General features: G+C 74.6%; 21 protein-coding genes. 9 read left to right on the top strand and 12 right to left on the bottom strand.

What is annotated here, in order from left to right; all coding sequences use genetic code 11:
• Positions 1-3: 3 nt before the first annotated feature.
• The 4 genes from ACIRS1_RS24480 to ACIRS1_RS24495 form a co-directional block, all read right to left on the bottom strand.
• On the bottom strand, positions 4-948 hold the full coding sequence (locus tag ACIRS1_RS24480; RefSeq protein ID WP_402843318.1) for an ABC transporter permease: 945 nt from the start codon (positions 946-948) through the stop codon (positions 4-6).
• Between the two features lie 18 nt (positions 949-966).
• Entirely contained in the window at positions 967-2,553 is a 1,587-nt protein-coding gene (locus ACIRS1_RS24485; protein ID WP_402843321.1) for an ABC transporter substrate-binding protein, read from the bottom strand.
• 101 nt (positions 2,554-2,654) lie between these two features.
• Entirely contained in the window at positions 2,655-3,899 is a 1,245-nt protein-coding gene (locus tag ACIRS1_RS24490) for an ROK family protein (protein ID WP_402843324.1), read from the bottom strand.
• A 21-nt stretch (positions 3,900-3,920) separates the two neighbouring features.
• On the bottom strand, positions 3,921-4,871 hold the full coding sequence (locus ACIRS1_RS24495; RefSeq protein WP_402843326.1) for a TauD/TfdA dioxygenase family protein: 951 nt from the start codon (positions 4,869-4,871) through the stop codon (positions 3,921-3,923).
• A gap of 498 nt (positions 4,872-5,369) precedes the next feature.
• Here ACIRS1_RS24495 and ACIRS1_RS24500 point away from each other — a divergent pair, with 498 nt between their 5' ends.
• A complete protein-coding gene (locus tag ACIRS1_RS24500; RefSeq protein ID WP_402843328.1) occupies positions 5,370-6,410 on the top strand; it encodes an enolase C-terminal domain-like protein in 1,041 nt (346 codons plus the stop codon).
• Positions 6,411-6,492: 82 nt separating this feature from the next.
• Here ACIRS1_RS24500 and ACIRS1_RS24505 read toward each other — a convergent pair whose 3' ends face one another.
• Positions 6,493-6,690 (bottom strand): hypothetical protein, encoded by a 198-nt coding sequence (locus tag ACIRS1_RS24505; RefSeq protein ID WP_402843330.1) that lies wholly within the window; start codon positions 6,688-6,690, stop codon positions 6,493-6,495.
• A 255-nt stretch (positions 6,691-6,945) separates the two neighbouring features.
• Between ACIRS1_RS24505 and ACIRS1_RS24510 the strand changes: the two genes are divergently transcribed.
• From ACIRS1_RS24510 to ACIRS1_RS24540, 7 genes are all read left to right on the top strand, one after another.
• The gene (locus ACIRS1_RS24510; protein ID WP_402843333.1) at positions 6,946-7,356 is read left to right on the top strand and encodes a cysteine/serine endopeptidase inhibitor; all 411 of its coding nucleotides are present in this window, start codon (positions 6,946-6,948) and stop codon (positions 7,354-7,356) included.
• A 229-nt stretch (positions 7,357-7,585) separates the two neighbouring features.
• Positions 7,586-8,083: a flavoprotein gene (locus tag ACIRS1_RS24515; protein ID WP_402843336.1), complete on the top strand. Its 498-nt coding sequence runs from the start codon at positions 7,586-7,588 to the stop codon at positions 8,081-8,083.
• Between the two features lie 105 nt (positions 8,084-8,188).
• Complete coding sequence (locus tag ACIRS1_RS24520) at positions 8,189-9,577, top strand: NAD(P)/FAD-dependent oxidoreductase (RefSeq protein WP_402843339.1); 1,389 nt, start codon at positions 8,189-8,191, stop codon at positions 9,575-9,577.
• Between the two features lie 180 nt (positions 9,578-9,757).
• Positions 9,758-10,717, top strand: coding sequence for a DUF6528 family protein (locus ACIRS1_RS24525; RefSeq protein ID WP_402843347.1), 960 nt, complete (start codon positions 9,758-9,760; stop codon positions 10,715-10,717).
• Positions 10,718-10,982: 265 nt separating this feature from the next.
• A complete protein-coding gene (locus ACIRS1_RS24530; protein ID WP_360208437.1) occupies positions 10,983-11,294 on the top strand; it encodes a hypothetical protein in 312 nt (103 codons plus the stop codon).
• Positions 11,291-11,836: a thioesterase family protein gene (locus ACIRS1_RS24535; RefSeq protein ID WP_360208439.1), complete on the top strand. Its 546-nt coding sequence runs from the start codon at positions 11,291-11,293 to the stop codon at positions 11,834-11,836. The genes ACIRS1_RS24530 and ACIRS1_RS24535 overlap by 4 nt, the downstream gene beginning before the upstream one ends.
• 277 nt (positions 11,837-12,113) lie before the next feature.
• Positions 12,114-12,509: a DUF2267 domain-containing protein gene (locus ACIRS1_RS24540; protein WP_360208441.1), complete on the top strand. Its 396-nt coding sequence runs from the start codon at positions 12,114-12,116 to the stop codon at positions 12,507-12,509.
• On the opposite strand, the gene manA is transcribed toward ACIRS1_RS24540, so the two are convergent.
• The 7 genes from manA to ACIRS1_RS24575 all read right to left on the bottom strand — a co-directional run bounded on the left by manA (position 12,473) and on the right by ACIRS1_RS24575 (position 22,549).
• Positions 12,473-13,807 (bottom strand): mannose-6-phosphate isomerase, class I, encoded by a 1,335-nt coding sequence (gene manA, locus ACIRS1_RS24545; RefSeq protein WP_402843352.1) that lies wholly within the window; start codon positions 13,805-13,807, stop codon positions 12,473-12,475. The genes ACIRS1_RS24540 and manA overlap by 37 nt on opposite strands.
• 24 nt (positions 13,808-13,831) lie before the next feature.
• A complete protein-coding gene (locus tag ACIRS1_RS24550) occupies positions 13,832-14,782 on the bottom strand; it encodes an ROK family protein (protein WP_402843355.1) in 951 nt (316 codons plus the stop codon).
• 135 nt (positions 14,783-14,917) lie between these two features.
• On the bottom strand, positions 14,918-17,962 hold the full coding sequence (locus ACIRS1_RS24555) for an alpha-mannosidase (RefSeq protein WP_402843356.1): 3,045 nt from the start codon (positions 17,960-17,962) through the stop codon (positions 14,918-14,920).
• A 36-nt stretch (positions 17,963-17,998) separates the two neighbouring features.
• The gene (locus tag ACIRS1_RS24560; protein ID WP_402843358.1) at positions 17,999-19,255 is read right to left on the bottom strand and encodes a glycosyl hydrolase; all 1,257 of its coding nucleotides are present in this window, start codon (positions 19,253-19,255) and stop codon (positions 17,999-18,001) included.
• Positions 19,256-19,320: 65 nt separating this feature from the next.
• A complete protein-coding gene (locus tag ACIRS1_RS24565) occupies positions 19,321-20,283 on the bottom strand; it encodes a carbohydrate ABC transporter permease (protein ID WP_402843361.1) in 963 nt (320 codons plus the stop codon).
• A gap of 4 nt (positions 20,284-20,287) precedes the next feature.
• Positions 20,288-21,160 carry a sugar ABC transporter permease gene (locus tag ACIRS1_RS24570; protein WP_360208454.1) on the bottom strand — a complete coding sequence of 291 codons (873 nt, stop codon included), beginning with the start codon at positions 21,158-21,160 and terminating at the stop codon, positions 20,288-20,290.
• Positions 21,161-21,259: 99 nt separating this feature from the next.
• Positions 21,260-22,549, bottom strand: a complete 1,290-nt coding sequence (locus tag ACIRS1_RS24575; RefSeq protein WP_402843363.1) for an ABC transporter substrate-binding protein — start codon at positions 22,547-22,549, stop codon at positions 21,260-21,262.
• Between the two features lie 166 nt (positions 22,550-22,715).
• Here ACIRS1_RS24575 and ACIRS1_RS24580 point away from each other — a divergent pair, with 166 nt between their 5' ends.
• Complete coding sequence (locus ACIRS1_RS24580) at positions 22,716-23,858, top strand: LacI family DNA-binding transcriptional regulator (RefSeq protein ID WP_402843366.1); 1,143 nt, start codon at positions 22,716-22,718, stop codon at positions 23,856-23,858.
• Positions 23,859-24,032: the final 174 nt, after the last annotated feature.

Below are 24,032 nucleotides of genomic sequence, written 5' to 3' on the forward strand. Positions count from 1 at the left end.
GGGTCACTCCCACCGGACGCGGGGGTCGAGCCAGGTGTAGGCGAGGTCGGTGAGCAGCTGGACGGCGACGTAGCAGGCGACGACCAGCAGGAGCAGGTCCTGCACGACGGGGTAGTCCCGGCGGACCACGCCCTGTTCGATCAGCTGGCCGAGGCCCGGCCAGGCGAAGATCCGCTCCACCACCACGGCGCCGGCGATGAGCTGGCCGACCTGCAGGCCCAGTACGGTGACCGCGGAGGGCAGCGCGTTGGGCAGCGCGTGCTGCCAGACGATCCGCCGCCGGGAGACGCCGAGGGCGGTCGCGGTGCGGACGTAGTCCTCGGCGAGGGCGCGCCGGAGGCCGTCCTCGAGGTGGCGGGCGACGACGGCGGCGCTGGGCAGGGCCAGGCAGAGCGCGGGCATGGCCAGGTACTGGACGGCCAGGTCGGGGGCGTCCAGCAGGGACTCGTGCCCGCCGGCGGGGAGCAGCCCGAGCGTGACGGCGAGGACCAGGACCAGCAGGACGCCGGTGACGAAGGGCGGTACGGCGAGCACGGCGGTGGTGAGGGCCCGGACGGCGGCGGCGACCGGCCGGCGCCGGGTGGTCGCGCTGGCCACCGCCAGCGGCAGGGCCAGCAGCACGACCAGGAGCAGGGCGCCGAGGGTGAGCTGGACGGTGGCGGCGATGCCGTTGCCGATCAGGTCGGCGACCTGGCCGCCGATCGCGTAGCTCGGCCCGAGGTCGCCGCCGAGCACGCCGCCGAGCCAGTGCAGGTACTGGCCGGGCAGCGGCTGGTCGAGCCCGAGCCGGTCGCGGACGGCGGCGAGGGTCGCCGGGGAGGCGTCCGGTCCGGCCAGGGCGGTGGCGGGGTCGCCGGGGATGAGCCGCAGGATGAGGAAGATCAGGAAGGAGGCGAGGACGAGGACGAGCAGCCCGCTGGGCAGTCGTTTGAGGAGGAAGGTGCGCATGGGGGTCGGGGCTCCCGCTCAGGCCGTCAGGTAGGCGTCGTCGAGGTTGAGGTAGCTGAACTTGTTGAGCGTCACGCCCTGCACCCCGGCGCCGGCCACCTCGACCAGCCCGGCGATGGCCAGGTCGATGACGAACTCCTCGTCCAGCAGCACGTCGGTGATCTGCTGGTAGAGGGCCTTGGCCTCGGGGCTCTCGCTGTCGCTGCGGTTCCACGCCCGCTGGACCACGTCGGTGTAGGCGGGGGAGCTGAACCGCGAGCTGTTCTTGGCCTCGTTGAAGGGGTAGGCGCTCACCGCGAGGGTGGCGGGGTGGAGCTGGGCGAAGCCGTGGCTGAGCGTCCACAGCGCGGGCATGCTCTGCGCGATGAGCTGCTTCTGCATGGTGGGCGAGTCGGTGGGCTGCAGCACCACCTCGATGCCGACCTGCTGGAGGTCGTACTGCAGGATCTGCGCGACGGCGGTCGACCCCGGGTCGTTGGAGTGCGCGAACGGGAGGGTGAGGGACTCCGCGCCGGCCTCCCTGAGCAGCGCCTTCGCCTTCTCCGGGTCGTGGCGGTAGTGGGCGGCGCCGGCTTCGCTGTAGGCGGGGGAGGACTTGGGCCACGGCACCGAGGAGACGGTGCCGTACCCGCCGAGCGCCTGCTGGACGAAGCGCTCGCGGTCCACGGCCCAGGCGATGGCCTGCCGGACGCGCTTGTCGCCGACGTGCTCGGCGGTGAGGTTGACGCCGATGTAGTAGGCGCCGGAGCCGGTGTCGTACTGCCTGATCCGGAACCGCGGGTCGTTCCTGAGCGTGGCGACGTCCTTGCCGCGGACGGCGTAGGAGAGGTGGGTCTGGCCGGTCCGGAGCGAGGAGAGCAGCGACTCGGCCTGCGGGACGACCCGGATCTCCACACCGTCGAGGTAGGGGCGGCCGGGGTTCCAGTACTTCTCGTTGCGGGCGAGGGTGAGCGAGGAGCCGGGCTTGCGGTCGGTGAGGGTGAACGGGCCGGTGCCGATCAGCCTGTTCCCGGCGAGGGCGTCGGCGACGCTGGCCGAGTCCGGGACGATCATGAACTCGAAGAGGTCGAAGAGGTTGCTGACCGGGTGGGCGAGCACCAGGGTCAGCTCGAAGTCGCCGTTCTTGCGGAAGTCGGTGACGGCGGCGGCGGTGGAGCGCAACTGGGCCGCCCGGGAGGGGTCCTGCAGGTTCCTGACGGCGAACACCACGTCGTCGGCGGTGAACCTGCGCCCGGTGTGGAAGGTGACGTCCTCGCGCAGCTTCAGGGTGACGCTCAGGCCGTCCGCCGCGACCTGCCAGGAGGTGGCCAGCTCGGGCTGCGGCCGGAGCTGGTCGTCGTACCTGGTCAGGGTGTTGAAGACGAGCCGCTGGACGAGCGTGTTGGCGCTCTGCGCGAAGAGCAGGCTCGGGGTGAAGTCGACGCCGGTGGCCACGGACAGGACGCCGCCGCGGCGCGGGCCGCTCGGAGCGCCCGCGGCGGAGGCCGCGGTGTCGGCGGCGGAGCGGCAGGCCGCCAGCGTCAGCAGGCCGGCGCCGGCGAGGCCGCCGCGCAGCAGGGCGCGGCGGGACAGGCCGGGAGCGGAGGGGCGGGTGAACGCGGTCATGGCGGTCCTTCGGAGACGGGCGGGCGGCGTGCGGGCGGGCGGTCGGGTGCGGGCGGTCGGGTGCGGTCGGACGGACGGACGGACGGACGGACGCGGCACGGTCAGGGCGCGGGCGCGGCGGCCAGGGTGCGGAACGGGCGGGCGTACAGCTCGCCGAGCACCGGGGCGCCGGCCGCCACGGCGAGCGCGTCGGCGCCGCGGGTCTGGGCGATCAGCAGGTCGGCGCTGCGGTGCAGGTGGGAATGGCGGGCGAACTCGGCGCGGACCACGTCGAGGTAGCGGGGATCGAGGACGGCGAAGGTCTCGGTGAGGACCAGCAGGTCGGGGTTGACCACGTCGGCGAGCAGGGCCAGGGCGCGGCCGATCGTCCCGGCCCGGGCGCGGACCAGCCGGTCGGCCCGCGGATCGCCCCGCCGGACGGCGTCGACCAGCCGGGCGCGGTCCGGCCCGGGGGTGATCCCCTCGGCGGCCGCGGCCTCGAACAGGGTGGTGTCCGAGGCGGCGGTCGAGAGACAGCCCGGGCGGCCGCAGTGGCAGCGGGCGTCCCCCCCGGGGACGGGCCGCCCGGGCGGCCCGGCGACCGGGAGGTGGCCGAGGTCGCCGGCGGCCGAGGGCGGGCCCAGGTGGACCGTCCCGGCGACGGCCAGCGCCGCGTCCACCACGTGGCCGACGAAGAGGTGGACCATGCTCCGGCGGGCCGCCGGGTGGCCGAAGAGGATCTCCGCCAGGGTGAGCGCCCGGGCGTGGTTGTCCACCTGGACGGGCAGGCCGGTGGCGTCCGCCAGCAGGTCCCGGAGCGGCAGGTCCGTCCAGCCCAGGGGCCCGTGCCGGAGCGTCAGGCCGCGCTCCGGGTCGACGGTGCCGCCCGTGACGGCCCCGAGGCCGACCACCGTCCGGCCGCCGCGCACCGCGGTGAGCAGCCGGGGCAGCCGCTCCAGCAGCGGCCGCAGGACGGCGAACCCGGTGCGGCCGCGGTTGGAGATCTCCTGCCGGTGCAGCACCCGCCCGCGCAGGTCGAGCAGGGCGAAGGTGGTGTACGGGACGCCGAGGTGCAACCCGGCGACGGCGAGCCGGTCGGTGTCCACGGCCACCGGCAGCTGCGGCCGGCCGAGTGCGCCGCCGGCGCGGGCGGCCGCCAGCTCCGGCCGCTCGCGCAGCACACCGAGCCGCACCAGGTCCACCACCTGCCGGGACACCGCCGAGGCGCTGAGCCCGGTCAGGGCGGCGACCCGGCTGCGGGCGACCGGCCCGTGGTCGAGCACCGTCCGCAGCACGGCGGCGGCGTTGGCGTCCCGGCGGTCGTCCCCGGTGCGGGCGGCCGGGCGGGGGAGCAGGGTGGTGGACATGGCGGTGGCCCCGGCTTCCGGTCAGTTGGCGGCTTCGAGCTCCTCGGCGGGCACCAGACCGGCCACCCGCGGCGGGTCGGCCGGCTCCAGCAGGCGGCTCGGGACGCCGTCGACGCCCTGCGGCAGGTCCCCGTCCAGGGTGATCCGGCGGACCAGGCGCGGCTCGTCGCCGTAGTCGTTGACCGCGTAGTGCTGGGTGGCGCGGTTGTCCCAGATCGCCACGTCGCCGACCTGCCAGTCCCAGCGGACGGTGTTCTCCAGCCGCTCGACGTAGCGCTGGAAGAGGTCGATCAGGGCCCGGCTGTCGGCCCCGGAGACGCCCTGGATCCGCTGCGCGAAGGCGCCGAGCAGCAGCGACTTCTCGCCGGTCACCGGGTGCACCCGGACCACCGGGTGCTCCGTCTTGAAGGCGGTGGAGACGAACACGTCGCGGAACAGCCGGGCGATCTCGGCGTCGTCCGCGAGCTCCGGGCGCAGGGCCAGCCGGGCCGCGTAGTCGTAGTCGTTGGTGTGCACCGCCCGCAGGCTCTCGGCCAGGGTCTTCAGCGGTGCGGGCAGGTCCTGGTAGGCGGCGGCGGTGTTGGCCCAGACGGTGCTGCCGCCGGCCGGGGGCAGTTCGAGCGAACGCAGGATGGACGCCTTGGGGTAGGAGGGCACGAAGGTCACGTCGGTGTGCCAGTTGTTGGCGCGCACGCCCTTGGTCGCGTCGAGCTCGAAGACGTAGCGGCCGTCGGCGCTGGGCACCGTCGGGTGGCCGACCGGGTGGCCGAGCAGGCGGGCGAAGGCCTCGTGCCCGGCGTCGTCGAGGTGCTGCTGGCCGCGGAAGAACAGCACCTTGTGCTCGTACAGCGCGTTCTCGAGGGCGACCACGGTCTCGGCGGGCAGGTCGCCGCCGAGGCGGACGTCGTGGACGACCGCGCCGATGCGGCCGGCGGCGGGGGTGAGGCGGAGTTCGGTCAGGGCAGTGGTCATGACGGATCCCTTTCAGGGGAGATGGTGACGGTGAGTGATGAGAGGGGAGGCCTTCGCCCACCCTGACAGCCGGTGCCGGGGCAGCCGGAGCGGCCCGGCGGGGCCGTGGGGCGGGGTGGCGCAGAGCGGCCGGCCGGGGGTGCCGGACGGTCAGGAGGCGAGCGCGCCGGAACAGCTGCGGCGCGTGCGGCAGGCCGGGACGGGGCGGACAACGCGGTTCATCGCCCCTCCTTCCGGTTCGCTGCGAGTGGGCTCGGCGCCCATCGTGCTGAAGGGCACGGGGGGCTGTCAATCGGCATCTTGGCTGCTGGGAACGGGTGTTGCCGGTGCATTGCGGCAGATGACGGCCGGTGTCGCGGGGGTGACGGGCGCACGTCGCGCGGATGTTCGGCCTTGTGACGGGCACATGTCGGTTACTAACTTGCCGAGCGGAAGTAAGTCCGGACGCCGGGGGGCAGCCCTCCCGGGGCCGGTGGTTCGCGAAAGGGGGGCGGGCGGGTGCCCGTGCTGGAGCTGCTGCAGGCCCGGGTGTCCGCGGGGACCACCTGGCGGGTGGTGCAGCTGACTGATGGTGACGGAGCGTACGGGCTGGGCGAGTACTCGGACGCCGGGCCCGGGGCCGCCGGGGTCTGGGCGGCGGTCGCGGCCGGGCTCGCCGAGGGCGGGTCGGTCTCGGCGGTGGTGGCCGGACTGAACCGCCGGGGCCCGCTGGCCGTACGGACGGTGCGCGGCGCGCTGGAGCTGGCCGCGGCCGACCTCGCGGCGCGCCGCACCGGTCAGCCGCTCTGGCGCTGGCTGGGCGGTACGGAGCCCCGGCCCGTCGCGCGGCACGCCAGCATCGACCGGGCGCTGCGGCTGCGCACGCCGGAGGAGTTCGCCGAGGTGGCGCGCGCGGCGGTGGCGGACGGCTACCGGGCGGTCAAGTGCGCGCCGTTCGACGGGTTGCCGGCGAAGGTGCGGCTGCGGGTGGGCCTGGCCCGGGCGGTCGCGGTGCGGCGGGCGGTGCCGCAGGCCGGACTGATGGTCGACGTGCACGGGCTGTTGCGGGTGGATGACGTTCTCGCGTCGGCCCGCGAACTGGGGGCGCTGGGGCTGCGGTGGCTGGAGGACGCGGCGCCGGTGGCGTCCCTGCGGGCGGTCGCCGGGATCGCGCCGCTGGCCGGCGGGGAGCTCGCCGCCGACCTCTCGGAGCTCCAACCCGCGCTGCAGGAGGGCCTGCTGGCCTGGGTGCTGCCCGACGTGAAGCACGCGGGCGGCTTCCGGGCGGCGACGTCGCTGGTGTCCGCGGCCCTGGGGGCGGGGGCGGGCGTCTCGCTGCACAACCCGGCCGGGCCGGTGGCCACGGCGGCGGGGGTGCACCTGGCGGTGGCGCTCGGGCCGTCGGTGGAGACGGAGTTCGCGTACGGCGAGACCGCCTGGCGGGCGGACGCGGTGCGCCCGGCCGAGGCCGGCGCCGGCGCGTGGCTGCGGCCCGCCGCCGGGCCGGGGCTGGGCCTGGAGTTGGACCGGCGGCGGTGGACGCTGGAGCGGGCGTGGTGACGCGGGACGGCCGCGTGGGCGGCGGGCGCCGTGGTGACGCCCGGCCGTCGTGGTGACGCCGGGCGGGCTCCGGGGCGGGTGGCTACTGGCCCAGCAGCCGGGCGAAGTCCAGTCCGAGGCTGCCGAGCACGGGCAGGGCGCCCAGGTCGGTGACCCCGCCGACCGGGATGCTGTAGCCCTGGTTGACCGCGCGGGGCCCGGTGGTGGCGGCCGCGGCGGGCGTGGCCGCGGCCGGGATCAGGACGGCGCCGAGGAGCAGGGCGGCGAGTGCGGTGCGCATGGGGCGGGGCCTCCGGGGGACGGGCGTGGTGGCCTGTCAACACCCTGCGTCGCCGTGCGGTCACGCATCTTCGCCCCTTCGGCCGCATTCGTAAAGATCCCTGCCTTGTGTTCATGACAACAGTGCGGAGGTCTGGACCACATAGATCGCCAACACGTACCGTCGCCTTGCCCGTCGCCGTGAACTCGATCGCGGCCGCGGGGAGTTCCATCGCCGTATGCATGTCATGAACATGATCAAAGCCTGGAGGGAACCATGCGCGCCATCGCCAAGAACCTCAGGATCCTCGCCGGCGCCCCGCTCGCCGCAGCCGCCCTGATCGCCCTCACCGCCGGCACCGCCAGCGCCGCGATACCGATCAACAAGCCCATGAGCGGCAAGGCCACCTACTACAACGACGCCGGCTTCGGCGCCTGCGGCACCCAGATCAACGCCGCCACCCAGATGCTCGTCGCCGTCTCGCACACCTGGTGGACCACCGCCAACCCCAACAACGACCCGGTCTGCAAGGGCATCTCGGTCAAGGTGACCTACCAGGGCAAGACCGTCACCGTGCCCGTCAGGGACCAGTGTCCGTCCTGCGACGCCACCCACATCGACCTCAGCCAGCCCGCCTTCGCCCGGCTCGCGCCCCTCGGCAAGGGCGTCATCACCGGACTCACCTGACAGTTCGTCAAGGCCGGCCTGAACGGCACGACCGTGGCGCTCTCCGAGCCCGTCACCGGCTCCACCCTCGGCTGACCGGCCCCGCCCCGGACCGCCCGGCCCCGCCCTCGGGACCGCTCCGGCCCGACCCCGCCCGGCCCGGCCGCGTGCGGGGGCGGGCGCCCGGGGCCCGGCGCCGCCACCGGACCTCGTATCGTGGCGGGTCGGTGACGCGAGGGGAGCCCAGGAGATGACCAAGCCGGTGCTGTACGTCGTGGTGTGCGCGGCCGGGACCGCCGGCGCCGGCGGGGTGGAGGAGCTGATCGGGGCCGCCCAGGAGCGCGGCTGGGAGGTCGGCGTGGTCGCGACCCCGCAGGCCATGGGCTTCATCGACCAGGAGGCGATCGTGGCGCGGACGGGATACCCGATCCGCTCCGCCTGGCGCAGGCCCGGCGACCCCCGCCCGCTGCCGGACCCGGACGCGATCATCGTCGCCCCCGCCACGTTCAACACGATCAACAAGTGGGCGGCGGGGATCTCGGACACCCTCGCGCTCGGCATCCTCTGCGAGTCCTACGGCCTGGGCATGCCGGTGGTGGTCCAGCCGTGCGTGAGCTCGGCGCAGGCGGCGCACCCGGCGTACGGGGAGAGCCTGGACCGGTTGCGCAGGATGGGCGTGCGGTTCGTGGACCCCGAGCCCGGCGAGCAGGGCTGGACGACGCACCTGCTGGACGTCGTCGCCGACTGACAGGGTGACTGGCCGGGATCGCGGATCCTGGCACTGTGCCGGTGTTCGGGGACGAACCGGAGGGAGTAGCGTCCGGGCAGGTCAGCGACGGTTCAGGAGGATCCGGTGGCGGTCAACGGCGAGGTGTCGTTCTGGTACGCGGCGAGCGGGCTCCCGGAGCCCGGTCCGCCGCTGCCCGGCGGGGCCGACGTGGACGTGTGCATCGTCGGCGGCGGCTACACCGGGCTCTGGACGGCGTACTACCTCAAGAAGGCCGACCCCTCCCTGCGGATCGCGGTGCTGGAGCGCCGCTTCTGCGGCTACGGCGCCTCCGGCCGCAACGGCGGCTGGCTCTACAACGGCTTCGCCGGGCGCGGCGCCTTCGCCAGACGGTACGGCCGGGGCGCCGCCGCCGCGCTGCAGCGGGCGATGGACGAGTCGGTCGGCGAGGTCGTCGACGTCGCGGCCGCCGAGCGGATCGATGCCGACGTGGTGCCCGGCGGGGTGCTCGAAGTGGCCAGGAACCCGGCCCAGTTGGCCAGGCTGCGGGAGTTCGCCGAGGCGGAGCGCGGGTACGGCGAGGGCCGGGTCGAGCTGCTCGGCGCCAAGGAGACGGCCGACCGGATCGCCGTCGCGGGCGCCCTGGGCGGCACCTGGTCCCCGTACGGCGCGCGGATCCAGCCGGCCAAGCTGGCGCGCGGGCTGGCCCGGGTGGTCACGGACCTCGGGGTGGCGGTGCACGAGGGGACGGAGGTCACCGCGATCCTGCCGGGCACCGCGTACGGCCGCCCCCGGGCGGTGACGCCGCACGGCACGGTGACCGCCGAGTACGTGCTGCGCGCGACCGAGGGCTTCACCGCCGGGCTGCGCGGCGAGCGCCGGACCTGGCTGCCGATGAACTCGGCGATGATCGCCACCGAACCGCTGCCCGCCGCGTTCTGGGCGGAGGCGGGCTGGCAGGGCCGCGAGGTGCTGGGCGACTTCGCGCACGCCTACATGTACGCGCAGCGCACCGCCGACGACCGGATCGCGCTCGGCGGCCGGGGCGTGCCCTACCGGTTCGGCTCCCGCACCGACGCGGACGGCGGCACCCAGGTGGAGACGGTGCGCCAGCTGCGCGCGATCCTCGACCGCTTCTTCCCCGGCGCGGCCCGGGCCCGGATCGACCACGCCTGGGCCGGCGTGCTGGGCGTCCCCCGGGACTGGTGCGCGACGGTCGAGCTGGACCGGGCGAGCGGGCTCGGCTGGGCCGGCGGCTACGTCGGCAGCGGGGTCACCACCACCAACCTGGCCGGCCGTACGCTGCGCGACCTCGTCCTGGGCCGGGACACCGGACTGACCGGGCTTCCCTGGGTGGGCCACACCGTGCGGCGCTGGGAGCCGGAGCCGCTGCGCTGGATCGGGGTGCACGCGATGTACGCGGCCTACCACGCGGCCGACCGGCAGGAGGCGGCCGGGCGGGCGACCACCTCGCCGATCGCCCGGGTCGCGGACGTCGTCTCCGGGCGGCACTGACCCGCGACCGGTTCGGGCCCGCGACCGGCGCGGTCCTGCGAGCGGCGCGGTCCTGTGAGCGGCCCGGGCCCGCGAGCGGCCCGCGCTCCGGCCCCTGCGGCCCGCCGGGCCCGGGCGGCGGGCGCGGCCGTTCGGACGCCCCGCCGTGCGGAGCCGCCCTGCGGCCCGCACGGTGGGGGCGTGCTGAGGAGAACTCTGGTGGGCCTGTGCGCCCTGCTGCTCTGCGTGCCCGCGACCGGCGCGCGCGCCCGCTCGCCCGGCTGGGCGGTCGTCGCCGTCGACCAGGCGTCGCGCCGGGTCCTGGTGCTGCAGAGCGCCGAGGAGTTGATGGCCTACCAGGGCCCCGACCGGCTGCCGGTGGTCTGGAGCTGGAGCGCCGACCGGGCGCCCGGCCTGGCGGACCTCGCGCCCGAACGGAGCTGGAGCAACCCGGACGAGGCGAGGATCCGGATCCGGCAGGGCCGGCGCCACCTGCTGGCCACGGCCTCCGGCGGACTGGTCGCGGTGGTCGACACCGCGACCGGCTGCACCCGGTGGGCCGTCGACGTGGGCGGCGCCGCGAACCCGCACAGCGCCGAGCTGCTGCCGGACGGCAACGTCGCGGTGGTGGCGAGCGGCGGCGGGTGGATCCGGCTGTACGCGGCCTCCCAGGGCCCCCGGGCCACCGCGCACGCCGCCGTCCCGCTGCCCGGGGCCCACGGCGTGTACCGGGACGCCCGGACGGGTCTGCTCCTCGCGCTCGGCGACGACGTGCTGCTCGCGCTGCGGGTGGGCGGGACGCCGGCCGCGCCCACCCTGACCGTCGTCCGGACGACCCCGCTGCCGGACCGCGGCGGTCACGACCTCGCCCCGGTGCTGTCCGCGCCCGGCCGGTACTGGGTGAGCACGCTGGAGCACCTGTGGAGCTACGACCCGTCGGCCGACCGCTTCACCCCCGTCCACCTGGGCACTCCCGCGGCCGAACGGGACGTGAAGAGCATCGGCGACGAGCCCGGCACCGGGCGGATCCTCACCGCCGCCCCGGACCACGCGGGGCCGTGCGACTGGTGCACCTCGGTGATCACCCTGCACCGTCCGGACGGGGTGCGGGCCCTGCGCGGGACGCACGTCTACAAGGCACGCTGGTGGGGAGGGCGGTAGCAGATCCGTGACGCACGGTAGCGGATTCTGCCGGTCGGGTCGGTGAAACCACCCGATCTGCCGACGGCATTCGGCTGATGGGGCATATTGTGTACCCCGGCAAACTACTCCAATGGAAGTGAGTTTCCCGGTAGCGTCCGCAAACCATCCGCCGACCCGCTCCGACTGGGATAGCGTCGAAGGCGTCGGGGGGCCGACACCGATCCGGTGCATTCGAACGCTGGTTACCGGGCCGTAATGGCCGTGATAAGTCCTGGAGAAAAACATGCAGAATTGCCTTTCGGAAGACCTGCCGGGCGCGATCGACGATCTGCAGCTCGCGGTGGACTCGCTGGCGGCATTCCCGGCGCGGAATCCGGCCGGCGGCGCCGCCGTCACCGAGCGCCTCGCGGCGGTCGCCGAGCTCTGCCGCTCGGTGGACGCGGTGCTCGACAGCCTGGTCGTCCAGGCCGCCGCGGAGGCCGCCGAGGAGGGCTGGACGGCGGCCCGGATGGCGGCCGAGCACTCGGGCTACTACGCGAGGCTGCGGCGCGCCTTGCTGCCCGTGGCGGGCGGCGCCGGGTCGATGCAGCAGTGAGCGCGCTGCACCCGGGCGTGCACGTGCTGTCCTGCCCCACCCGGTGGAGCGACGTCGACGAGAACGGGCACATCAACAACGTCCGGCTGATCGGTTACGTCCAGGAGGGGATTTACGACCTGTTCTGCCACCACGCGACCGCCGTCCGGGAATCCCTGTTCTCGTCCGGATTCATCATCGCGCGGCACGAGATCGATTACCTGGAGCAGTTGCACCACCGGCCCGAGCCATTGTCGGTGCGGCTGACCGTGGAACGCCTCGGGCGGAGTTCCGCGCACGTCGTGGTGAATGTCTGCCGGGATCCGCTCACGTTTATGCGGGCGAGAACCGTGGTGGTCGCCCGGGACCGCGAATCCGGCCGGTCGAGGAAACTCAGCTCGAACGAGCGGAGATTTCTCGCCGCGTTTATGCCGGAGGCCGTGCGGGCGGTCGCGGCACCGCCCACCGCGCCTCCGGTGGCGCCGCAACAGCGCGTAGCGGCCCGGCCCGGGTTCTCCTCGACGCGCCGCACCCGGCGGCACTGTCGCGCCTCGGCGGCCTGAGGGCGGACCGGCCACCCCGGCGGACTGCCGCGCGGCCCCGCTCCCGGGCCCACCCCACGGCGGCCCGGGCCGGCGGCGTGATCGACAACGGCGTCGATCCGCCCGGCCGGGCTCCCCGCGGCCCCGGCGCAGTACTACGCTGAGCAGCACGGGCACCGGTGCGGCCCACGGCCGGTCACGGGCAGCGACGGAGCCGCCGACCGGACCCCGCCGCCACCGGCGTCCGGCCCGACCGGCACCGGTCCCGCAGACTCCGCCGACCCGGAAGGAGGACGCGATGACCATCGCCTGGGAGGAGTTCCGCGCCCGTGTCGTCGAACGCGGGGAGTACCGGGGCGACGCCGAGGCGGAACACGCCGTCCGGGTCGTCCTCGGGCTGCTGGGCGAGCACCTGGTGGGCGCGGAGCGGATCGAGCTCGCCGACGCCCTGCCCGAGACCTGTGCCGCCCTGCTGCGCGACGCCGCCCCCGCCCGTGAGCCGCTGACCGCCGAGCGCTTCGTGCAGGCGGTCGGCGGCTGGATCGACGGGGCGACCGGGACGACCGCGCAGTGGGACGTCGGGGCGGTCCTCAGCACCGTCGCCGACCTCGCCCCGGACGGGCTGATCGACCGGGTGCTCCAGCAGCTTCCGGACGGCTACGACCTGCTGTTCGGCCACCCGCTGCCGGCCTGAGCAGGCGCACCGCTGCCGGCCCGCGCGGGCGCGCCGGCGCCGGACCGGGCCGGGGCGCCGGTGGTGGCCCGGGTGGGCGGTGCCCCCGTGGTGGCCCGGAACAGCTCCGCGCCCGGGCCGGTCAGCTCGACCGGTCCGGCCCCCGGCCGCAGGTAGGCCGAGGCGCCTGGCGGCAGCGCCAGGTCGGGGTGCCCGGGCGCGCGCAGCCGGGCCCGGCCCGCGACGCAGAGCAGGATCTGCGGGGCGGGCAGCTCGACCCGGACGGCCGTCGCGCCCGGCCGCAGCCGGGAGAGCCGGAACTCCTCGGCGGGGGAGCGGAAGCCGGCCTCGACCGGGCCCCACGGCTGAGGTTCGAGCACCCGGGGCCCGCCGGTGCGGAAGGACGTGACCGCCAGCAGGCCGTCGACGTCGACGTGCTTGGCGGTCAGCCCGCAGCGCAGCACGTTGTCCGAATTGGCCATCAACTCCACGCCCACGCCGCGGAGATAGGCGTGCGGGACACCGGCGTCCAGGTACAGCGCCTGGCCGGCGGCGAGCGGCACGTGGTTGAGCAGCAGTGCGGCGAGCAGCCCCGGGTCCCCGGGGTACTGCGCGGCGACCCGGGCGTACGCCGCGCTGGCCCGGGCGTACCGGCCGCCCGAGCCCGCGAGCCGCCGCAAGGCCGCTTCCACCGCGGCGAGTTGCGAGCCGGTGGGCCGGTCGGTGGCCAGCGCGCCGCGCAGCAGCGCGGGCAGCGCCTGGGCGGCCGGCCGGGTCCGCAGCGCGGTGGCCCAGGGGGCGAGCAGCGGGACGTCCAGCGCCTCCAGCAGCCCGGCCGTCCCGGCGGCCGGACGGAAGCCGCACAGTGCCTCGAAGTCACCCAGGGCGCAGATGAGTTCGGGCTTGTGGCCGCGGTCCCGGAAGACCCGGCCGGGTGCGTCGCGCGGAACGCCCCGGGCGTCCTCGGCGGCGTGGCCGGCCACCGCCTGGGCCCGGGTCGGATGGACCTGGAGGGAGAGCGCCCGGTCGGCGGCCAGCAGCTTGAACAGGAACGGCAGCCCGGGGCCGAACCGTCGCACCGTCTCCGGCCCGAGCAGCCCGTCCGGGTCCGCCGCGATCAGCCCGTCCAGCGGCCGCGGACCGCCGGCCCCGTCCGCGGGGCCGAGGGCGGACGGCGCGGACGGGTGCGCGCCCATCCACAGCTCGGCCTGCGGGGCGCCGGTGCCCGGGGTGCCGGTCAGCTCGGGGATCGCGGTGGTCGAGCCCCACGCGTAGGCGCGGACCGGGTTGTGCAGCAGGGCGAACGGCGGGAGCGGCATGGCGCGGGCCTCCGGTGGGGCGGGTCAGCGGCAGAGCGCGGCCGCGCCGATCAGCCCGGCGTCGGTGCCGAGTTCGGCGCGGCGCACGTCCAGGCCGCGGACGTAGGACAGCGTGGCGTAGTGGTCGAGGTGGCGGGCGAGCGGCGTGAACAGGACGTCGCCGGCGGTGGCGACGCCGCCGCCGACCACCACCCGCTGGAGGTCGACCAGGGCGGCGGTGGCCGCGATCCCGGCGGCCAGGGCCTGGGCGGCGCGGTCGAAGGCGGCGAGCGCGATCCCGTCGCCCGCGGCGGCGTCGGCGGCGACGGCGCGCGCCGAGCGGTCCTCCCCGCTCGGGCGCCAGCCCCCGGCGAGGGCGCGCCGCGCGATCGCGGTGCCGCTGGCCAGGCCCTCCAGGCAGCCGCGCGAGCCGCACGGGCAGGGCTCGCCGTCCAGGTCGACGGTGATGTGCCCGAGGTGGCCGGCGTTGCCGCTGGGGCCGGGCCGCACCGCGCCGTCGAGCACCAGGCCGGCACCGACCCCGGTGGACACCACCAGGCAGAGCGCGTTGGCGGCACCGCGGGCCGCGCCCTGCCAGTGTTCGGCGGCGGCCATCGCGACGCCGTCGCCGGCGAGCCGCACGGGCAGCCCGCGGGCGGCCACCGCCGGGTGCGCGGCGACCTCGGCGACCAGCGGGAAGCCGCGCCAGCCGGGGATGTTGACCGGGCTGACGGTGCCGTCGGCGAGGTCGACCGGTCCGGCGCTGCCGACCCCGACGGCCGTCACACCGGCCCAGTCCGCGGTGTCGGCGAGCCGGTCCAGCACCCGGTGCACGACGGCGAGCACGGCCGGGCCCGGCTCCTGCGCGGGGGTGGGCAGCTGCAGCCGGTGCCGCAGCCGGCCCCCGCCGTCGACCAGCGCCCCGGCGATCTTGGTGCCGCCGATGTCGACGGCGGCGAACAGCGGGGCGGCGGCGGGCGGCGGGGTGCGGGTCATCGCGGCGGGCTCCAGGCGGGTGCGGACGGGCGGACTGGGTGGGCTGGCGGGCGGGCCGGGCCGGTGGGGCCGGCGGTGCCCGGCGCCCCGGCCGGGAGGGCCGGGGCGCCGCTCAGCGTAGAACAGCGCCGTCGCTCAGCCGGCGGCGGTCAGCCTGAGCGTGACCAGCTCGAACGGGCGCAGCGCGAGGTGGACCGCGCCGTCCACCACCGACACCTCGCCACGGGTGCCGTCCCAGGGCCGCTCCAGCAGGTCGCAGGGGACGGCGCCGGCGAGCGGGAAGGAGGTGCTCAGCCGGCCCCGGGCGCGGCCGCCGCCGGCCTCGTAGACCCGGACGACCAGGTCCCCGCTGCGGTCGTCGGCGAGCTTGACCGCGCTCACCACGAGCGCGTCGTGGTCCACCGCCACCAGCGGCGCGACCCGCTCGACGCTGCCGGTCATCCGCCGCTCGGGCAGGCCGATCCGGTAGCCCTCGCGGACGGCGTCGCCGATCGCCGCGCCCGGCACGAGGGCGTGCCGGAAGCGGTGCACGCCCTGGTCCGTCCTCGGGTCGGGGAAGCGGGGCGCGCGCAGCAGCGAGAAGCGGACGGTGGTGGTGGTGCCGCCGTCGGTCTCGCGCACGGTGCGGGTGACGTCGTGGCCGTAGGTGGAGGCGGTGACCAGGGCGACGCCCCAGCCGGGCTCGTCGAGGTGGACGAAGCGGTGGTTGCAGGCCTCGAACTTGGCGGCGTCCCAACTGGTGTTGGTGTGGGTGGGCCGGTAGAGGTGGCCGAACTGGGTCTCGGCGGCGTACCGCTCGGTGTGGACGTCCAGCGGGAAGGCGGCCTTGAGGAACTTCTCGGTCTCGTGCCAGTCCACCAGGGTCTCGACGTCCAGCCGCTGCTCGCCCGCCCGCAGGGTGAGCGTCTGGACGGCGGTGGACGAGCCGAAGGAGCGCACGACCCGGACGGAGACCGTCTCCGCCGTCTCCGCGAAGACGGTCAGCGAGTCCACCCCGGTCAGGTCGGTGACGGTGTTGCGGTAGAACCGGTCGACGTCCCAGGCGTCCCACATGTTGGGGAAGTCGGGGTGCAGCTGCAACAGGTTGGCGCGGGTGCCCGGGGCGACGCTCTCCCGCCCGCTCGCGACCTCGACCACCGAGGACACCAGGCCGTCCGCGTCGACCACGACCTCCAGCAGGCCGTTGCGCAGCAGGTAGCCGCCCTCGGGGCGCTCGGCCAGCGTGCAGCCCTCCGCCGGCGGGGCCACCACGGCGGCGCCCCCGGCCGGGACGGTGGAACGCTGGTGCGGCGCCGCGTTGAACACCAGCTCGTGCTCGCCGCGGTGATCCCCGGCGAGGGCCCGCTGCGCCGACGCGATCAGCTCCCCCAGCTCCTCGGCCAGCGCCGCGTAGGTCGCCACGGCCTCGCGGTGCACCCAGGCGATGGACGAACCGGGCAGGATGTCGTGGAACTGGTGCAGCAGCACCGTCTTCCAGATCCGGTCGAGCTGCTCGTACGGGTACTCCGCGCCGGTGCGCAAGGTGGCGGTGGCGCACCAGAGTTCGGCCTCGCGCAGCAGGTTCTCGCTGCGCCGGTTGCCCTGCTTGGTCTTGGCCTGGCTGGTCAGGGTGGCCCGGTGCAGCTCCAGGTAGAGCTCGCCGACCCAGACCGGCGGGTCCGGGTACTCGGCCTCGGCCTCGGCGAAGAACTCGGCGGGCTTCTGCCAGCGGACGGTGGCCGAGCCCTCCAGGTCCTTAAGGCGGGCCGCCTTGGCGACCATCTCGCGGGTGGTGCCGCCGCCGCCGTCGCCCCAGCCGGTCGGGGCGAGGGAGTGCCGGGCCACCCCCTTGTCCTTGAAGTTCCGTGCCGCGTGGGCGATCTCGCTGCCCTTCATGGAGCAGTTGTAGGTGTCCACGGGCGGGAAGTGGGTGAAGATCCTGGTCCCGTCGATGCCCTCCCAGAGGAAGGTGTGGTGCGGGAACCCGTTCACCTGGCTCCACGAGATCTTCTGCGTCAGCAGCCACTTGGAGCCCGCGTTGCGGATGATCTGCGGCAGGCCGCCGGTGAACCCGAAGGTGTCCGGAAGCCAGGCCTCCTGGTTCTCCACCCCGAACTCGTCCAGGAAGAACCGCTTGCCGTGCACGAACTGCCGGGCCATCGCCTCCGAGCTCGGCATGTTGGTGTCGGACTCGACCCACATGCCGCCCGCCGGGACGAACCGGCCCTCGGCGACGGCCTTCCGGACCCTGGCGTACACCTCGGGGCGGTGCTCCTTGATCCAGGCGTACTGCTGCGCCTGGGACATCGTGTAGAGGAAGTCCGGCTCGTCCTCCAGCAGCGCGGTCATGTTCGCGGTGGTGCGGGCGACCTTGCGCACGGTCTCGCGCAGCGGCCACAGCCAGGCCGAGTCGATGTGCGCGTGGCCGATCGCGCCGATCCGGTGCGCGGACGGCGCGGCGGGCGCGGCCAGCACCCCGGCGAGCTCCGAACGCGCGGCGGCCGCAGTGCCGTTGACGTCCTGAAGGTCGACGGCGTCCAGCGCCCGCTCGATCGCGCGCAGCAGCTCCCAGCGGCGGGCGCCCTCCACCGGCAGCTCGGCCATCAGCTCGCCGAGCACCTCCAGGTCCATCACCAGCTGCCAGACCGTCTCGTCGAAGACGGCGAGGTCCATCCGGGCCAGCTTGTACTGCGGCTGGTCGCCGGCCGTCTCCCGGTCGCCCAACTCGGTGGGGAGGAAGGGGTGGTAGTCCAGGATGACGGGGTTGGAGGCCGCCTCGACGTGCAGCAGCACCTGCTCGCCGCCGGCCGCGGGGGCGGCGATCCGCACCCACTGGTTCTGCGGGTTGAGGCCCTTCACCGGGGTGCCGTCCGGGCGGTAGACCAGACCCTCGCACTGGAAGCCGGGCATGTTGGCGTCGAAGCCGAGGTCGATCAGCGCCTCGACCGTCCGCCCGGCCCAGGCCGCCGGCACCGTGCCGGTCACGGTGATCCAGCTGGTGCCCCAGGGGGCGCCCCACGCGTCACCGACCGCGATCGGGGCGCGCGGAGCGGCCAGGCCCTCGGCGACCGGGACGGGCTCGCCGGGGGCCGTCCAGATGCCGACCTCCAGCGGGACGGACTCGGGGTACACGGCGGGGCGGATGCGCTCGTCCAGGACGCGCTTGAGACGGGATTCCACCAGGGTGCGGTCATCGTGCATGTCAGCGGGCTCCGTTGGGTGGCTGAGGGGGTCGGACTACGGGCAAGGTACGTCGTCGGGGTGGACCACCTCGGTGATTCCGCGCGCCGCGAGGTGGGCGCGGTCCTCGGCGCGTTCGGCGAGGACGGTGGTCGGGCGGGCGCCGTCCTCGGCGAGGCGCATGAACGCCTCGTACACCGGGCCGCCGGGGCCGCAGACCGAGCGCTTCGGGGAGGTCACCTCGTCGCCGGTGGCGACCACCAGGGCGGTGCTGCGCGGCCGGGGCGGCCGCCAGGAGCGGCGGGCCTCGGCGGCGGCCTCGGCGAGCCGGGCGCCGGCCGGCTTGACCTTCCGCCCGGTGGTCAGCAGGCCCAGGCTGTACTCGAGTTCGGGGAAGTCGGCGAGGGACCGGTCGACGTCGTGGGAGCACCACCAGGTGACGCCCCAGAGGTCCGGGCAGTCCAGCACGGCCTCGACGGTGGCGCCGGTGAACCGGGCGGCGTCCTCCGGTGTGATGTGCGGGGCCGGCGCGCCGACCTCCTGCAGCCAGACCGGGCGGGCCGGGTCGTCCGCCCAGGCCTTGGAGAGCTCGACCAGGTACGCGGCGTGCTGCGCGGTGGCGGTGGAGTGGGCGCCGTAGCGCTGGGCGGTGCCGTTGAACACCCAGGAGTGCACGGCGGTGGCGGCGCCGATCCGGGCCGAGTGCCAGGGGGTGAACGGGTGCTCGTCCAGGTACCAGGCGGCGTCGTAGGAGGCGTGCAGGTGCAGCCGGCCGGGGGCGGCCGACTCGCAGGCGTCGAGCATCCGGCGCAGCCAGGCCTCGACCTCGGCGGGGGTGGCCCGGTCGGGGTCGGGGTGCGGCCCGCCGGAGAACTGGTTGATCTCGTTGCCGAGCGTCATGCCGAGGAAGTTGGGCCGCCCGCGCAGCGCTCCGGCGAGGGTGTGCAGGTAGGCGGCCTGGCCCTCGACGACCTCGGGGTCGGTGAAGAGGTTGCGCCGGTGCCAGGTCTGCGTCCACGAGGGCAGGAAGTCGAAGCTCGACAGGTGGCCCTGCAGGCCGTCCACCGCGACGTCCAGCCCGCGTTCACCGGCCGCGACCACCAGGTCCGCCAGCTGGTCGACGGCGCGCGGTCGGATCAGGCTGCGGTTGGGCTGGAACAGCGGCCAGAGCGGGAAGACCCGGACGTGGTCCAGGCCGAGGTCGGCGATGGAGTCGAAGTCGGCGCGCACGGCGTCGAGGTCGAAGTCGAGCCAGTGGTGGAACCAGCCGACGCTGGGGGTGTAGTTGACGCCGAAGCGGGGAGCGGTGGTCATCGGATGGCTTCCTCGACGTGGTGGGGGCGTGCGGACGGTGGCGCCGGGGCCGGTCCGGAGTGGACCTACCCCTTGACGGCTCCCTCCTCGACGCCCTTGAAGAAGAAGCGCTGGCAGACGCCGAACACCACGACGATCGGCAGGAAGGCGATCATCGTGCCGGCCGCGATCAGCCGGGGGTTGGCGGAGAAGGTGCCGTTGAGGTACTGGAGCCCGACGGTGAGGGTGTACTTCTGCGGGTCGTTGAGCACGATCAGCGGCCAGAGGAAGTCGTCCCAGGCACCGATGAAGGTGAAGATCACGATCACGCTGATCATGCCGCGCACGTTCGGCAGGCCGATGTGCCACAGCCGCTGCCAGACGGTGGCGCCGTCCACCAGCGCGGCCTGGTCGAGCTCGACCGGCACGGCGGCGAAGGCGGTGCGCATCAGCAGCACGTTGAGCATGGCGATCGAGCCCGGCAGGGCGACGCCGGCCAGGGTGTCGGCCAGGCCGAGACCGCGCACCAGCACGTACTGGGAGACGATGGTGACCTCGCCGGGCAGGACGAGCGTGGCGAGGAAGAGCCCGAGGACGAGCCTGGCGCCGCGGAAGCGCAGCCGGGCGAGCGCGTAGCCGGCCAGGGTGCAGCCGACCACGTTGCCGGTGATGCAGACCGCGGCGACGATCACCGAGTTCAGCGCGTACGTCCACACCGGGATGGTCTCGGCGACCTTGCCGTAGTTGCCGAGGGTGGGCTGCTCGGGCACGAAGACGGGGGTGCGGGTGAAGACGTCCTCGGCGGGGCCCCTGAGCGAGGTGGAGAGCTGCCACAGGAAGGGGCCGACGACCAGCAGCAGGACGAGCAGCAGGAGCAGGTAGCGCACGGCGGTCTCGGCGGGGGAGGCGGTGTTGAAGCCCCGGGAGCCCCGGGGGACGCGGGAGGTGCGGGAGCCCCTGCGGGACCCGGAGGTCCCGGCGGCGGCCGGCTCCGCGGGGGCCGGGGCCGCTCCGGGGGCCCCTGCGGTGTTCGGGCGGACGGTGGTCACGGGATCAGGCCGCCTTCCGGTTCAGGCGCATCAGGAACAGCATCGGGCCGAGCGTGACGACGAACAGCAGCAGGCTGAGCGCCGAGGCGTAGCCGAGGTGGCCGTTGAAGCCGCGGCTGTACATCTGGATGAGCATCACCACCGACATGTCCCGCCCGCCGGGGCCGCCCTGGCCGTTGGAGAGCACGTACAGCTCGGAGAAGACGCGCAGCGAGCTCACCGAGATCAGCGCGGAGACCAGGACCATGGTCGGCCGGACCCCGGGCAGGGTGACGTGCCAGAACCGGCGGACCGGCCCGGCGCCGTCCACGGCCGACGCCTCGTGCAGCTCGCGCGGGACGTTGGCGAGGGCGGACAGGTAGATGACCATGTAGTAGCCGAGGCCCTTCCAGACGGTCAGGGCGATCGCGCTGAACAGCAGCAGCCAGCGGTCGGTGAGGAAGGAGACCGGGGAGTCGGCCAGCCCGGTCTGTCGGAGCAGTCCGTTGACCAGGCCCCGGTCGTCCAGGACCCAGCCCCAGATCAGCGCCACCACGACGGCCGAGGCGATCACCGGGGTGTAGAAGGCGGTGCGGAAGAAGGTGATGCCGGGGATCCTCCGCTGGACGAGCAGGGCGAGCAGCAGCGGCAGGACGGTCAGCAGCGGCAGGCAGACCAGCATGAAGACGATGCTGTTGAGCAGGGCGTCGGCGAGCTGCGCGTCGTCCAGCAGGCGGCCGTAGTTCTCCAGGCCGGTGAAGCGGCCGCCGCCCAGGGGCTTGGCGTTGGTGAAGGACAGGATCACCGTGTTGACGGCCGGCCAGAGGTTGAAGACGGCCAGCCAGACGATCGCGGGCCCGGCGAGCAGCCAGGGGGTGAACCAACGCCGGTGGGTCATGCGCCTGCCTTCCTGGGGCCTGGGGTGGTGCGGGTCGTGCCCGGGAGCGGCGGGTGGGGGCCCGCCGCGTCGCCGGTGGTCGGACGGAGCGTGCCGGGGTCAGCCCTTGAGCAGCTTGTCGCACTGCTCCACGGCGGTGTCCAGCGCCTGCTTGGAGCTCGCGTCGCCGCTGATGGCGAGGGCGATCTGCTGGTTGATGACGGTGCTCATCGCGTCGTCGACCTGGACGGGCTGGATCAGCTTGGCCTTGGCCAGCGAGGTGAAGGCGACCACCTTGGCGTCGCCGGCGTTGGTGCCGTCGCCCTTGCTGAAGAACGGGTCGTTCGCGGAGGCCTTGGTGGACGGGAAGATGCTGGTCAGGTGGGCGAAGGCGGCCTGGTTCCCGGCGTTGGTGACCCAGCGGGCGAGGGCGACCGCGGCGGCCGGGTTCCTGGTGTTCTTGGGGATGGACAGGCCCTGGACGTACAGCGGCGGGGTGGCGAACGCGGGTGAGGAGACGACCTTCGGGGCGAGGGTCGGGTTGTCGGTGGCGAGGCTGGTGATGTAGTTGGCGCCCGCGGTCGTCCAGGCCACGGTGCCCGCGTTGAACAGCTTGGTGTTCCCGGCGTAGGTGTTGGTCAGGACGTCCTTGGGCAGCAGGCCCTCCTTGAAGGCGTCCCGGTACTTGTCGAGCAGCGCGGCGGCCTCGGGGGTGTTGAAGGTGAAGGCCGTGCCGTCGTCGGACATGATCTTCACGCCGGCGTTGTAGAGGTCCCCGAGGCCCGGCTTGCGGCTCATCAGGTAGGTCTGGCCGCCGGACTTCTCCTTCATCACCCGGGCCTGGGCGATGAGCTCGTCCAGGCTGGTCGGGGGCTTCTTCGGGTCCAGTCCGTTCTTCGTGAGGAGTTCGGAACTCCAGTAGTTCACATCGGTGTTGAGGTACCAGGGGTAGCCGAAGACGCCCTGCCGGCCGGCGAAGCGGTAGGCGTCCACACCGCCGGCGACGTACTCGTCGGCGAGCTTCGGGTCGGCCTTGGCGACGTCCAGCAGGAGGTCCTTCCTGCTCAGCGGGAGGGCGAAGTCCGGCGGGAGGTTGACCACGTCGGGCAGGGTGCCGGCGGCGGCCTGGCTGAGCACCTTGTCGGAGTAGCCCTCCCCGGGCTGGTCGAGCCACTCGACCTCGACGCCGGGGTACTTCTTCTTGAAGCCGTCGATCACGCCCTGCACGTAGTCGGTGAACTTCGGCTTGAGCGCCCAGGTCTGCAGCGAGACCTTGCCCTTGACCTCGCCGGTGGCGGCCGCACTCGCCACGCTGTCGCCGTTCTTGGTGTCGCCGGAGCCGAGTCCGCAGCCGGTGAGCGCCGCCGCGGTGAGGGCCGTCGTCGTCAGTGCCGCCCAGATTCTTCGCATGAGGGTCTCCCGGTCCTGGGGGGTGGGTGGGGGATCGTGCCGAGCTCGGGGTCGTGCCGGATTCCGGCACCTGACTCACGTACTGTCCAACCAACTAAACCGGTCTAGCTATGGCAGGGACTATGCTCCCGCCTAAACTTGGATGTCAAGAGAGGAGTCGGGTCCCTTGGGCAGACCGACGATCGCCGACATCGCCCGCCAGGCCGGTGTCTCCAAGGGCGCGGTGTCCTTCGCGCTCAACGGCCGCCCGGGCGTCAGCGAGGCGACCAGGGCCCGGATCCTGCGGGTCGCGGAGGAGATGAACTGGCGCCCGCACAGCGCCGCCCGGGCCCTCGGCGGCGCCCGGTCCGACGCCGTCGGCCTGGTGATCGCCCGCCCGGCCCGCACCATCGGCGTCGAGCCGTTCTTCAGCCAGCTGCTCTCCGGACTCCAGGCGGTGCTCTCGGCCAGCTCGGTCGCGCTGCACCTGATGGTGGTCGAGGACACCGCCGCCGAGATCGGGGTCTACCGCCGCTGGGCCTCCGAGCACCGGGTCGACGGCTTCATCGTGGTCGACCTACAGGTCAGGGACCCGCGACTGCCCGTGCTGGACGAACTGGGGCTGCCCGCCGTCGTCCTCGGCGGCCCCGGCAAGGGCGGCAACCAGCTCCGGATCTGGGCCGACGACCGGGAGGCGATGCTCTCGATCGTCGACTACCTGGCCGCCGTCGGGCACCGCCGGATCGCCCACCTGGCCGGGCTGCCGCACTTCCAGCACACCCAGCGCCGGATCCGCGCGCTGCGCGACGCCTCCCGCCGGCTCGGCCTGGAGGAAGCCGTCTCGGTGCCCACCGACTTCAGCGACGCCGAGGGTGCGGCCGCCACCCGCACGCTGCTCTCCCGCGCCCGGCGGCCCACCGCGATCGTCTACGACAGCGACGTGATGGCCGTCGCCGGGCTCGGCGTGGCGGGGGAGATGGGCGTCGCGGTGCCCGGCGAGCTGTCCATCGTGTCCTTCGACGACTCGGTGCTCGCCCGGATCGTCCACCCGCCGCTGACCGCGCTCAGCCGGGACACCTTCGCGCTCGGCGAGCAGGTGGCCCGCAGCCTGCTGGAGGCCCTCGACGGGGCCGGGCCAGGCCGGGACCTGCAGATGCCCACGCCGCGGCTGACCGTCCGGGAGTCCACCTCGCCGCCGGGCGCCCCCGGCGCTCCGGCGACCCCCTCCATGGCCGGACCGGCCGCCGGGGCGGCGGCCCGTTCCGGGGCCGGTTCGCTCCCCGGGGTGGTTCCTGCGCGAGTCGTTGACAGCGGTTCTGAACCGGTTTAGCCTCGCAGCGCCGAGCGGGAGCCGCTCGGCGCGCTCCGCCGCACTCCGTCCGGCTCCCGCTGCGCCCGTACGCCCGGGGAACCACCGCAGCGGCGAGGACCCCCACCCGTGCCGCCACCCCGGTCCCTCCCGCACCACGCGCGCAACGGCGCCCCCTACTCCGGCACCACGCTC

This window comes from Kitasatospora sp. NPDC101176, assembly GCF_044768035.1.
In the GTDB taxonomy this organism is placed as follows: Bacteria; Actinomycetota; Actinomycetes; order Streptomycetales; family Streptomycetaceae; genus Kitasatospora.

Bases quoted from the DNA above. Each gene is read 5' to 3' on its own strand.
- ACIRS1_RS24505 (WP_402843330.1), bottom strand. From the start codon at position 6,690: ATGCGCACCGCACTCGCCGCCCTGCTCCTCGGCGCCGTCCTGATCCCG.
- ACIRS1_RS24560 (WP_402843358.1), bottom strand. From the start codon at position 19,255: ATGACCACCGCTCCCCGCTTCGGCGTCAACTACACCCCCAGCGTCGGC.
- ACIRS1_RS24480 (WP_402843318.1), bottom strand. From the start codon at position 948: ATGCGCACCTTCCTCCTCAAACGACTGCCCAGCGGGCTGCTCGTCCTC.
- ACIRS1_RS24510 (WP_402843333.1), top strand. From the start codon at position 6,946: ATGCGCGCCATCGCCAAGAACCTCAGGATCCTCGCCGGCGCCCCGCTC.
- ACIRS1_RS24530 (WP_360208437.1), top strand. From the start codon at position 10,983: ATGCAGAATTGCCTTTCGGAAGACCTGCCGGGCGCGATCGACGATCTG.
- ACIRS1_RS24490 (WP_402843324.1), bottom strand. From the start codon at position 3,899: ATGTCCACCACCCTGCTCCCCCGCCCGGCCGCCCGCACCGGGGACGAC.
- manA (WP_402843352.1), bottom strand. From the start codon at position 13,807: ATGCCGCTCCCGCCGTTCGCCCTGCTGCACAACCCGGTCCGCGCCTAC.
- ACIRS1_RS24485 (WP_402843321.1), bottom strand. From the start codon at position 2,553: ATGACCGCGTTCACCCGCCCCTCCGCTCCCGGCCTGTCCCGCCGCGCC.
- ACIRS1_RS24550 (WP_402843355.1), bottom strand. From the start codon at position 14,782: ATGACCCGCACCCCGCCGCCCGCCGCCGCCCCGCTGTTCGCCGCCGTC.
- ACIRS1_RS24540 (WP_360208441.1), top strand. From the start codon at position 12,114: ATGACCATCGCCTGGGAGGAGTTCCGCGCCCGTGTCGTCGAACGCGGG.
- ACIRS1_RS24575 (WP_402843363.1), bottom strand. From the start codon at position 22,549: ATGCGAAGAATCTGGGCGGCACTGACGACGACGGCCCTCACCGCGGCG.
- ACIRS1_RS24570 (WP_360208454.1), bottom strand. From the start codon at position 21,160: ATGACCCACCGGCGTTGGTTCACCCCCTGGCTGCTCGCCGGGCCCGCG.
- ACIRS1_RS24495 (WP_402843326.1), bottom strand. From the start codon at position 4,871: ATGACCACTGCCCTGACCGAACTCCGCCTCACCCCCGCCGCCGGCCGC.
- ACIRS1_RS24515 (WP_402843336.1), top strand. From the start codon at position 7,586: ATGACCAAGCCGGTGCTGTACGTCGTGGTGTGCGCGGCCGGGACCGCC.
- ACIRS1_RS24555 (WP_402843356.1), bottom strand. From the start codon at position 17,962: ATGCACGATGACCGCACCCTGGTGGAATCCCGTCTCAAGCGCGTCCTG.